Consider the following 10,549-nt stretch of genomic DNA (forward strand, 5'->3'; position numbering starts at 1 on the left):
GGGAGCAGAGCCCTCCGGCACCCGCCGCGTCCCGCCGCCCTCACCCCAGGCGGCGCCGGTCCTCCTCGGTCCAGTTCCGCGAGTCCCGCGGTTCGACGTACGGCTCCTCGTCCTCCGGCAGTCCGGCGGCGATGGCCCGCTGGCGGGCCATCTCGGCGTCGAACTCCAGGCCCAGCAGCACGGCGAGGTTGGTGATCCACAGCCAGACCAGGAAGATGATCACGCCGGCCAGGGTGCCGTACGTCTTGTTGTACGAGCCGAAGTTCGCCACGTAGAACGCGAACCCGGCCGAGGCGATCATCCAGATCAGCAGGGCCAGGAAGCTGCCCGGGGTGACCCACTTGAAGCCACGGCCCTTCGCATTCGGCGCCGCCCAGTACAGGATCGCGATCATGACCGTGACCAGCACGACGAGGACCGGCCACTTCGCGACCGACCACACCGTCATCGCCGTGTCGCCCACGCCCAGCGCGTCGCCCGCCTGCCGCGCCACGCCACCCGTGAACACCACGATCAGCGCGCTGACCACGGCCAGCACCATCAGCAGCACGGTCAGCGCCAGCCGCAGCGGCAGCACCTTCCACACCGGCCGCCCCTCGGGCATGTCGTAGACCGCGTTCGACGCCCGGATGAATGCGGCGACGTACCCGGACGCCGACCAGACCGCGAGGACGAGCCCCGCGACGGCCAGCAGGGACCCGACCCCGCTGTTGCCCTGGAGCTGCTCCACGGCCTTCGTGATCACGTCTCGGGCCTGGCCCGGCGTGAGCTTCCGGAGGCTGTCCAGCACCTGCCGGGTGGCCGACTCGCCCGCCACGCCCAGCATCGACACGAGCACCAGCAGGGCCGGGAACAGCGCCAGCACCCCGTAGTACGTCAGCGCCGCGGCCCGGTCCGCCAGCTCGTCGTCCTGGAACTCCTTCAGCGTCCCGCGCACCGCGGCCCGCCAGGACCGCCGGGGCAGCTCCGTGGGCCCGTCCGGCGCCCGCTCGTCGTCCAGCCGGTCCGCCGGCGCGTCGGCCGGCCGCTCCGGCACGTCCGCGGACCCGTCGTCGTGCCCCGCCCGGTCGCCCGGTCCGCGTCCCGCCCCGTCCCCCGGCCGGCCGTCCGCCCCCTCGCGTGCCCCGCCGCCGTCACGACCGTCCGGGGCCGGGGTCCCGCGGCCGCGCTCTCCGTCCTTCGGTGTCGTCCTCGTCAGCCTCATGGTCGGCGCATGTCCATTCCGGGCCCGCCCATGCGGCCCGCCGCGCAACCGGCCTCAGGAGAGGGAGTTCAGCGTGGCGCTGGGCGCCACCTCGTACGCGTCGCGGTAGTGCGCGGCGAAGTGGCCCGGGTGGGCGAAGCCCCACCGCATCGCCACCGCCGTCACCGTCGTGGACGCGGGGTCGGCGGCCAGCAGGTCGCGGTGGGCCGCGGCCAGCCGTACCCGTCGCAGGTAGCCCAGGGGAGTGGTGCCGAGGTGGCGGCGGAATGCGTACTGCAGGGCCCGCGGGGTGACGTACGCGGCGGTGGCGATCTGCGCGAGCGTGACGTCGTCGTCGGCGTTGGCCTCGATGAACGCGACCGCACGCCGCACGGTGGCGGGCGTGGCGTCCGTCGTGTCGGCCGGCCGTACCGTGTCGCGGCCGCTGCGGGGGAGGGCGGCCAGGGCCGAGGCGGCCAGGTGCCGGGCCGCGGTGCCCACCAGGAGTTCGTTGGCGCCGGCGGCCGGGTCGTCGAGGACGTGGTCGCGGACGTAGGCCACGGCGGCCGCCAGCTGCCGGCCGGCGGCCGGCGTGACGGGCCGCGAGCCGGTCAGCCGCACCGGAGCGTCATCGGGTGCGGTGGGGGAGACCGCGTCGAGCAGGGCGGTGTCGAACAGGGCGATGGTGTAGCGGGCGGCCCGTACCTCACCCCGGTAGGGCCGGTCCGGCGGCGTGAGGAGGAACGTCTCCTCCGGCCCGTAGACCTCCTCGCGGCCGTCGGTGAGGTCGGCGAGGGTGCCCTCGTGCATGCTGATCAGGCACACCCGGTCGAGGCTGCGGGCGTCGTAGGCCATCGTGTAGCCGAAGTCCAGCCGGTCCATCGCGACGGGGCCCGCCGCCCGGCGGCTGATGCGCACCCGCGCGTCCTCCACCGGCCCGCCGATCTTCATCGGCGTGTACGCCGTCGACAGGAAATCCTCGGTCTCCTCCAGGCTCGCGCTGTCGAACAGGAGGGACCGCGGTCCCGCATCCGAACCACGCCCGGAACCCGACGTCGCCATCACCCGCCGCCCTTCTCTCCGCCCTCACCCCTTGAGGGAACGTGCCCGCCCTCCGCCGACCGGAGGACGTGCCCTACCGAGTGTGCCGCATACCGGCAGGCCCGGGCCGCACCCTCCGGGCGTACCGGGCACGGCCACGGGAGGAGCCCCGCCTACCGCTGCCGACGGGCCCGCGGCAGCCCCGGCCGCGCCGACGGCGCCGGTATGACGGTGGCCGGTAGGACGGTGAAGAGGTCCTCGGCCCCGGTCAGTTCCAGGACCCGGAGGGCCTGCGCCGGGACCCCGGTGAGTTCCAGCGATCCCCCCTCGCGATCCGCGCGGCGGCACAGGGCGATCAGCAGGTGGAGGCCGCTGGAGTCCATGAACGTGACGGCCGAGAGGTCCACGGTCAGGACGCGTCCCCACAGCGGCAGCACCGCGACGGCACCGCTGACGAGCGGGCAGGTGTCGAAGTCGAGTTCGCCGGCCACCGTCAGGACCAGACGGCCCGGACGCGTGGACACGTCGACTTTCAGGGCGGTAGGCACGGTCGGTGTCCGCCGTTCTCGGAGAGCCCATCACGGTCGGCTCCCACAAGGGGGCGGAGGAGGCCGTCAAGCGCCGCGGCGTCGAGCCGGGCAAAGCCGAATGAGACCACCCGTACCGTCCCTCGGCCACGTGCGGTGACCGTGTGGTGGCGCGGGGTCTCCCACCAGACCAGGCTGGTTACCCAGGCACCTGCCCACTCCCGTCCGCCGTACACGCCCGGCTCGCCCCCGAACACGAACCCGCAGGTCACCCACCCTCCGGCACGCCCCGCAGGTCACCCGCCCGCCCCGCCGCGGTCCAGGCTGCGGAAGGTGCGGCGGTACGCGTCGGGCGGAACGCCGACCGTGCGGTGGAAGTGCCGCCGCAGCGTCGTGGCAGTGCCCATCCCCGTCGTCGTGGCGATGGCGTCGACGGTGGCGTCCGTGCCCTCCAGCAGCTCCTGGGCGTGCCGGATGCGCTGGGTGTGCAGCCACTGGAGGGGAGTGGTGCCGGTGACGGTCCTGAAGTGCCGGGTCAGGTGGCGGGAGCTCATGCCGGCCTGGCGCGCGAGGTCCTCCACGGTCAGGGGTTCGTCCAGGCGGGCCAGGATCCAGGGCAGCAGCTCCGCCAGCGGATGGTTGCCGGGGGCCGGGACGGGCGTACGGACGAACTGGGCCTGGCCGCCCTCGCGGTGGGGCGGCACGACCAGCCGGCGGGCGACCGTGTTGGCGACGGTCGTCCCGTGGTCGAGCCGGACCAGATGGAGGCACAGGTCCATCGCCGCGCCCTTGCCCGCGGAGGTCAGGACGCTGCCGTTGTCGACGTACAGCACGTCGGGGTCGACGGTGACGTCCGGGTGACGGCGCGCCAGCTCGTCGGTGTGGGCCCAGTGGGTGGTGGCCCGCCGGCCGTCGAGCAGCCCGGCGGCGGCCAGTACGAACGCGCCCGTGCACAGCGACGCCACCCGCGCCCCGGCCTGGTGGGCGGCGCGCACCGCCTCCACCAGTGCGGCCGGCGGTTCGCGGTCGACGTCCCTCCAGCCCGGCACGATCACCGTGTCCGCCCGCGCCAGTGCGTCGAGCCCCTCGTCCGGCTCCAGCCGGAACCGGTCGACGGCCACCGGCCCCGGCCCGCACACCGAGAACCGGTACCAGGGGTCCACCAGATGGCTCAGGTCGGAGCCGAAGACCTCACAGGCCAGGGACAGTTCGAAATGGAGCATTCCGTCGGTGACGGCCAACGCGACGCTTTGCATGTCGGGAAGTGTACGTGTCATGTCGTTCCGGACACTGTCGGCGGCGGTCCGCCCCCGGTCAGGATGAATCCCGTCACCAGCCGGCGCGGCGCACCCGCCCGGCACACGCGGAACAGGGGAGCGGCATCCATGAGCGGCACGGCACAGCACACGGTCGCGGTCTACGGCGCCTACGGACACACCGGACGGTTCGTGGTGGCCGAGCTGGCCGCCCGCGGGTACCGGCCGGTGCTCGTCGGCCGGGACGCCGCGCAGCTCGCCGGGCAGGCGGACGCGACCGGGTACGAGGCCCGCCCCGCCGCGGTCGACGACGCGACGGCGCTCGACCGGGCGCTGGCCGGCACGGCCGCGGTGGTCAACTGCGCCGGCCCCTTCGCCGCCACGACCGGACCGGTGATCGAGGCGGCCCTGCGCGCGGGGATCCCGTACCTCGACGTGGCCGCCGAACTGGAGGCCAACCTCGACACCTTCGCCCACTACGCCGGCCGGGCCCGGGAGGAGAAGGCGGTCGTCGTGCCGGCCATGGCCTTCTTCGGCGGGCTGGGCGACCTGCTGGTCACGGCCGCGATGGGGGACTGGACCGAGGCCGACGAGGCGCACATCGCGTACGGCCTGAGCAGCTGGCACCCCACGGCCGGAACCCGGCTGTCCGGCGCGGTCTCGCGCGAACGGCGTGGCGCGCACCGCCTGCGCTACAGCGGCGGCGGCTGGGAGCGCCGCACCGACGCCCCGCCGACCGCCGAGTGGCCCTTCCCGGCGCCCCTGGGCCCCCGCGAGGTCGTCACCGAGTTCACCATGGCCGACGTCGTCACCGTCACCGACCACCTGGCGATCCGCGACGTCCACACCCACATGGCCGTCGGCGCCGTCCGGGACATCGCCTCCTCCGACACGCCCCCGCCCACCGCCACCGACGGGTCCGGCCGCTCCGACCAGACGTTCCTGGTCGACGCGGTCGTCCGCTCGGGCGGTGCCGAGCGCCGGCTCGTCGCCGAGGGCCGCGACATCTACGCCGTCACCGCGCCCCTCGTCGTCGAGGCCGTCGACCGCGTCCTGACCGGACGCACCCGCACCACCGGCGTCGCCTCGGCCGGCCGCGTCTTCGACGCGGCGGACTTCCTCGCCGCCCTCGCGCCCCACGTCACCGTCCGCTCCGGCGCCCCCCGGCCGGCGGCGCGGACTACTCGCGCCGCCGGCACACGGCTAGGCTCCGGGGATGCAGCGAGCTGAGATCCTCAAGCGAGTGATCGGGATCCTGACGGAGGCCCAGGAGATCCGCCGCGCCGTGGAGGCGGGCGAGGACGACGAGAGGGCCGAGCTCGAACCGAGCGTGGTCACCCAGATGCTGAACGAGATGCTGCCCGCCATCAGCGTGCCGGCCGACGCGACCCCGCAGGAGGTGGCGCGCAGCGTCGCCGGCGCCCTCGGCCCGGTCCTGCAGACCATGATCTCCGGCTTCACCCTGGCGTTCACCAGCCTCGCGATGACGCACGACGGCGGTCAGGACGACGTGTCCTCGGCGGAGGTGCTGCGCACCCTCGCCCTCCAGGTGGAGGCCGGGATGTTCGACGAAGGCGCCTGACCGGCGGAGGGCCCGCCGACGGGAGGGACTGCGGAACCGCCCGCGGCACCGGTAACGACGGCGGAACGCACGGCGCAGGGCGCCGTGCGTTCCGCGTGCTCGGGAGGTTCAGGGGGTCCGGGACGTCAGCGGGCGGGGCAGGCCGCCTGCGTCACCCTGCCGGCCGTGGCACCCGTGGAACCGGGGTCCAGGGTCAGGCACCGCCCGGTCCACTGGTTGATGAAGTAGTAGCCCCGCGCCCCGCCGAGCAGGTTCACCGGGATCACGTTCCACAGCTGGCTGCCGGAGGACCACCGCGTCTCGCACGGCCACCAGAACATCTGGGTGCCGTCGCCGGGCGGCGTGCCGTTGTTGTACGGGACCGTGAGGCAGTTCCCGTTGCCCGCCCGGATCCAGTAGTAGCCCTTCCCGTCGTACTGGGGCGGCATGGCGGTCCACTGCTGGCTGCTGGGCGCCGGGTTCGCGCAGGCGCGCTGCGTGACCAGTCCGCCCTGGCCGTCGCTGAAGGTGTCACCGCGCACCATGCACCGGTTCGTCGCGGTCGTGCCGACGTACTGCTTGGCGGAGTTGACCGTCCAGACGGCGGGGTGCGGCTCCTGCACGAACGCGTTGCGGTTGAGTTCGGCGACCACCGACAGCGGGGTGACGCCGGGCGTGTCGCTGCTCTCGAAGTAGTTCACCGCGACGAAGTTCGGGTTGCGTCCCGCGGCCGGCCGGCAGTCCCGGTCGATGCGGTTCTTGAGGTTGATCCCGTTGTCCGCGTCGGACTTGCTGCCCGGGACCACGTCGTTCGAGTTGAACTGGTTCATCGTGAACAACGGGGTGAGGACACCCTTGTTCGGCATCGGGTTCTGGTTCACGGCCTGGCTCTGGCCCCGCCGCTCACAGCCCGCCGGCCGGCCGTCGTACGAGTACCGGGTCTCCACCGTGTGCGCCCACGTGTACATCAGGGCGCCCGAGCCGACCGGCACGTCGTCGGCCCACCTGTCCTGGAAGACCACCAGGCGCCGGTTGTCGGCGACCATCCGGCTGAGGAGCGGCCAGTTCCTGCCGGTGATGTTGTAGGCGCCGGGCGAGAACAGCATGTTGCCGGCGCCCTTGGCGTTCAGGACGTCCGCGATCTTCTTGGTGAGCGTCTCCCGGCTGGCGTAGTTCTCCAGGAAGAGCGTGACCACCTCCGTCGGGTTCGCCTTCAGGAAGTCGACGATCGTCTCGAGGTCCTTCTCGAACCACGAGTAGCAGAGGAACTCGGTGTGGCACAGCAGGACGTCGCTGTCCTGCGTCTCGGTGTTGACCGTGATGTCGTAGGTGTCGAGCATGAGCCCGCGCACCCCGCTCCGGAGCTGGTCCGAGATGGAGCGCGACTGGGCGCGCGGGCCCGGCACGACAGCCGTGTTGGCGTACGCGTTGTGCGTGGTCACCCACGACCACTGGTCGAAGCGCGCGGCCCCGTACTTGCTGTCCGCCGCGGCCGCGGGCGCGGGTGCGGTCAGCGCGGCGGCGAGGAAGAGGAACGAAAGGGCCGTCAGGGCCAGTTGCCGCAGGGTGCGCGTACGGCGGAGGGTCCCCGGACGGGGCACGCCGCCTCCGGTCCCGGCCGTCACGGCGCGAGAGCCTGTAGTCCGCATGTCTCTCTTTCACACTGGTGGGGCGACCCCGGCGCGCAACGGCGCGGAGGCCGGCAGGGATTGAGGGGATCGGGCGGCCCGGCACAGCCGTCCGGGACCGGCCCGAGATGGCCCCAGCCAACACGGCGCCCGTACACCGGAACCAGGCGGTTCCACCGGCAGGAATACCGTCGCGGGTACTTCTGCCGGACGGGTCGGCGTCAGGGCCGGGCCACGGACCGCCCGCTCACCCCGCGCCGAGGTCGGCGTACACCAGGTGGTGGTCCGAGTAGGGCGTCGGGACGACCCGGTGCCCGAGCGGGACGGGCCCCCGCAGGAAGACGTAGTCGAACGTGAGCTGCCAGTCGGTGGTCGGCACGCAGTCACCCGCGGACCCGCACCGCGGCTCCGCGTCCGTGGCCACGCTCCGCACGGCGGCCAACTCGGGCGCGTCCGGTACGGCGTTGAAGTCGCCGAGCACGACGGCACGGTCCTGGCGGGCGACGGCGGCGGCGAGGACCCGCGTCTGGGCAGCCCGCACGTCCTCCTGCCGCCGCTGGGCGAGGTGCGTGTTGAACACCCGGACGGGCCGCCCGCCCACGGTGGTCGTGACCGCCAGGTAGCCGCGGTCCTCGGAGCCGCCGTCGGGGTACTCCACCGTGACCGGGTCCGTCAGCGGCGCCGCCGAGAGCACGGCCTGGCCGTAACCGCCCGCACTCCACGGCAGCCCGCCGCAGCGGGACCGGTTCCGCAGCACCGGCCCGTACGCGACGTGGTAGGCGAGCCCGTACAGGCCCTCCAGGTAGTCCCGGATCTTCGCGACGTCGGCGGTACAGGCCTCCTGGAGCGCCACGACCTGGGGCGCGTACGCGGCGATCTGCGCGGCCCGGTCGGCGTTGCCCTCCCCGCAGGGGTTGCAGAGGTTCCAGGTCAGCACCCGGTTCGGTACGACGTGCCCGGCGGCTCCCGCGGGCAGCGGCCTCCCGTAGCGGGCGCCGCTCGGCGCGCTGGGGCCGATGAGCACCACGATGGCGCCGGCCAGCGCGCCGGCGAGCCACCGCCCGCCCCTACCGAGCACCGTCGCCTCCTCACAGCGGACGCACGCGGCATCCGACGTCCCTCCCGTCACCTGAGGCTATAGGACGCGGTGGGGGCCTAGCGTGGGGGAATGGAGCTGCTGCTGATCTCGGACACGCACGTCCCGGCACGGGCCCGGTCACTGCCGGCGGAGCTGCTCGACGCGGTGCCGCGCGCCGACGTCGTCGTCCACGCGGGGGACTGGGTGGACTCCGCCACGCTCGACCTGCTCCAGGAGCGGTCGCGCCGGCTGGTCGCGGTGTACGGCAACAACGACGGCCCGGAGCTGCGCGCCCGGCTGCCCGAGGTCGCGTACGCGGAGCTGGGCGGCCTGCGGTTCGCCGTGGTGCACGAGACCGGTCCGGCCCGGGGTCGTGAACGGCGCTGCGCGGACCGCTTCCTCGACACCGACGTGCTCGTCTTCGGCCACAGCCACATCCCCTGGGATTCGGTGGCCGACGGCCGGCTGCGGCTGCTCAACCCGGGTTCGCCGACGGACCGGCGGCGCGAGCCGTACTGCACGTACCTGACCGCGCGGGTGTCCGCCGCCGGGCTGGAGGACGTACGGCTGCACCGCCTGCCCGGCCGCTCCTGACGGCCGCGGGGCCCCCGACCGCCACGTGCAGGGGGGCAGCTGTTCATCCGACGATCACGTGCCATTACAATGACATGTGAAATATCACATGTCATGCCACCGCAGGGGTGGCCCTCTGACAAGGAGTTCGCCATGTCGACGACCAGGACCCGCTTAACCGCCCTCGCGACCGGTGTCGCGGGCCTCACCGCCCTCACCCTCACCCCCGCCCAGGCGGTCACGCCGCCGGCGGCGGCCACCGAAACGGTCGTGACCTGTGGCCCCTCCGGCCTCCAGGCGGGCCTTTCCACCCGGCTGTGCGCCGAAGTCACCGGCACCACCGTCGAGTTCTACGGCACGGTCGGCCTCGCGGGCCCGCCCTCGCCCGGCAGCCCCGCGCCCGCCCCCAAGGAACTGCTGACGACGCTCTCCGCGCAGGTCGTCGGCAGCACCACCCCGCCGGACACCCGGTACCGGCAGGTCGTCTTCCTGACCGCGCCCCTCGAGGTGCGCGGCCTCGGCGGCGAGTACCCCTGCGGCTCGACCGTACGCGGCACCTTCGGCGTGGCGTCCTACCCGCGCTCCGCCAGCCCGGTCGCCCACGAGGTCACCCTCACCTGCTGACCGCGCACGGCTCCCGTACCGCACGGCCCGCCCGGCGGTGCGGGAGCCGTGGCCTTCGCCCCGTCCTCCGGACGGATACCTGACCTCCCCGACACCCCCCACCCCAGCCTCCCGGAGGTCTGCCCTCCGGCCTGCCCGGGGAGGGCGGCGCACCTCACGCCCGCAGGCCGGCCCGCCGGAGCGTCAGCCGGGACAGGTCGTCGATGGTCCTGGCGTCCCCGCGCCGCCACGCATCCGCCAGGCCCCCGGCCGGCACCGGGACCGCGGCCAGGTCCTTCACCGGGCCGGTCAGCGCCCGAAGGGCCAGCAGATCGGCGCCGCCGGGCGCGTCCCGCAGGGCCTGGATCCGGGCGCTGCGGCGGATCCAGTACACCCGCGGCGGGAGCCACAGCACCAGCACGAAGACCACGGAGAAGAAGATCAGGGCGAACGTGGTCAGGTTCGCCACCCGCCCCACCAGGTCCTGGAGCGACTGCCCGGCGTCCGACAGCCCGTCGCTGGCGTCGGCCGCGGACTGCAGCGGCTTCTTCAGCACGTCCCCGATCAGCGGCACGTTCGACGCCGCGTCCCCCGCGTCGTTGAGCCCGGACGCCAGGCTCCCGCCCGCGTCCTCCACCTTCCGCCCCGGTTCGGCCAGCAGCATGATCGCGTCGTGCACGGTCAGGGCGAACCACACCGCGAGGGTCACCAGGACCACGGCCGTCAGGTCGGCGAGCACCTGCCGGAAGCGACGGGCTGGGGTCTGGGCGTAGAGGCGCATCGGCGTGCTCCTGTTCCGGCGGCATCGACGGACGGGACCGCTCCGGCCTCCCCGGCAGCGCGGCACGGGGGCCGTGACGGACGGTCATGGCCCGTACGCCCGACCGTACGTGCTCACCTGCCCTGCCGCCCGTCTCCGCATACCCGTGTCGGCCCGGCCGCCGCCCGCGCGCGCCCCTCCGCGCCGGTCGCACCCTGCCGGGGGACGCGGGCCGGCACCGGCCTAGGGCGTGTCCGCAATGTCATGGGAGCCAGAGTCGTAGGCAGGCGATGGTGACCATGGCTTGGTAGTGGCGGGCTCGTTTGTCGTAGCGGGTGG

11 protein-coding genes are annotated in these 10,549 nt (G+C 73.9%); 4 read left to right on the top strand and 7 right to left on the bottom strand.

The window, feature by feature from the left end; all coding sequences use genetic code 11:
• Positions 1 to 40: 40 nt before the first annotated feature.
• The 4 genes from ACIQUR_RS34435 to ACIQUR_RS34450 all read right to left on the bottom strand — a co-directional run bounded on the left by ACIQUR_RS34435 (position 41) and on the right by ACIQUR_RS34450 (position 4,007).
• Positions 41 to 1,204 carry a YihY/virulence factor BrkB family protein gene (locus tag ACIQUR_RS34435; protein ID WP_403673191.1) on the bottom strand — a complete coding sequence of 388 codons (1,164 nt, stop codon included), beginning with the start codon at positions 1,202 to 1,204 and terminating at the stop codon, positions 41 to 43.
• Between the two features lie 54 nt (positions 1,205 to 1,258).
• Entirely contained in the window at positions 1,259 to 2,245 is a 987-nt protein-coding gene (locus ACIQUR_RS34440) for a helix-turn-helix transcriptional regulator (RefSeq protein WP_403673192.1), read from the bottom strand.
• Between the two features lie 152 nt (positions 2,246 to 2,397).
• A complete protein-coding gene (locus tag ACIQUR_RS34445) occupies positions 2,398 to 2,772 on the bottom strand; it encodes an STAS domain-containing protein (RefSeq protein ID WP_403673194.1) in 375 nt (124 codons plus the stop codon).
• A 275-nt stretch (positions 2,773 to 3,047) separates the two neighbouring features.
• A complete protein-coding gene (locus tag ACIQUR_RS34450) occupies positions 3,048 to 4,007 on the bottom strand; it encodes a helix-turn-helix domain-containing protein (RefSeq protein WP_403673196.1) in 960 nt (319 codons plus the stop codon).
• A gap of 129 nt (positions 4,008 to 4,136) precedes the next feature.
• Here ACIQUR_RS34450 and ACIQUR_RS34455 point away from each other — a divergent pair, with 129 nt between their 5' ends.
• Together ACIQUR_RS34455 and ACIQUR_RS34460 are read left to right on the top strand one after the other, a co-directional pair.
• Positions 4,137 to 5,237, top strand: coding sequence for a saccharopine dehydrogenase NADP-binding domain-containing protein (locus tag ACIQUR_RS34455; RefSeq protein ID WP_403673197.1), 1,101 nt, complete (start codon positions 4,137 to 4,139; stop codon positions 5,235 to 5,237).
• Positions 5,224 to 5,589, top strand: a complete 366-nt coding sequence (locus tag ACIQUR_RS34460; protein ID WP_403673199.1) for a hypothetical protein — start codon at positions 5,224 to 5,226, stop codon at positions 5,587 to 5,589. The genes ACIQUR_RS34455 and ACIQUR_RS34460 overlap by 14 nt, the downstream gene beginning before the upstream one ends.
• A 125-nt stretch (positions 5,590 to 5,714) precedes the next feature.
• Here the strand turns inward: ACIQUR_RS34460 and ACIQUR_RS34465 are convergent, their stop codons facing one another.
• Complete coding sequence (locus ACIQUR_RS34465; RefSeq protein ID WP_403673201.1) at positions 5,715 to 7,169, bottom strand: phosphatidylinositol-specific phospholipase C domain-containing protein; 1,455 nt, start codon at positions 7,167 to 7,169, stop codon at positions 5,715 to 5,717.
• Positions 7,170 to 7,443: 274 nt separating this feature from the next.
• Positions 7,444 to 8,274: an endonuclease/exonuclease/phosphatase family protein gene (locus ACIQUR_RS34470; RefSeq protein ID WP_403673203.1), complete on the bottom strand. Its 831-nt coding sequence runs from the start codon at positions 8,272 to 8,274 to the stop codon at positions 7,444 to 7,446.
• 90 nt (positions 8,275 to 8,364) lie between these two features.
• On the opposite strand from ACIQUR_RS34470, the gene ACIQUR_RS34475 reads away from it, so the two are divergent.
• The gene (locus ACIQUR_RS34475; RefSeq protein WP_403673204.1) at positions 8,365 to 8,868 is read left to right on the top strand and encodes a metallophosphoesterase family protein; all 504 of its coding nucleotides are present in this window, start codon (positions 8,365 to 8,367) and stop codon (positions 8,866 to 8,868) included.
• Between the two features lie 132 nt (positions 8,869 to 9,000).
• A complete protein-coding gene (locus ACIQUR_RS34480) occupies positions 9,001 to 9,471 on the top strand; it encodes a hypothetical protein (protein ID WP_403673206.1) in 471 nt (156 codons plus the stop codon).
• A 154-nt stretch (positions 9,472 to 9,625) separates the two neighbouring features.
• Here the strand turns inward: ACIQUR_RS34480 and ACIQUR_RS34485 are convergent, their stop codons facing one another.
• Complete coding sequence (locus ACIQUR_RS34485) at positions 9,626 to 10,231, bottom strand: hypothetical protein (protein WP_403673208.1); 606 nt, start codon at positions 10,229 to 10,231, stop codon at positions 9,626 to 9,628.
• Positions 10,232 to 10,549: the final 318 nt, after the last annotated feature.

This window comes from Streptomyces sp. NPDC101132 (assembly GCF_044759225.1).
Lineage (GTDB): Bacteria > Actinomycetota > Actinomycetes > Streptomycetales > Streptomycetaceae > Streptomyces.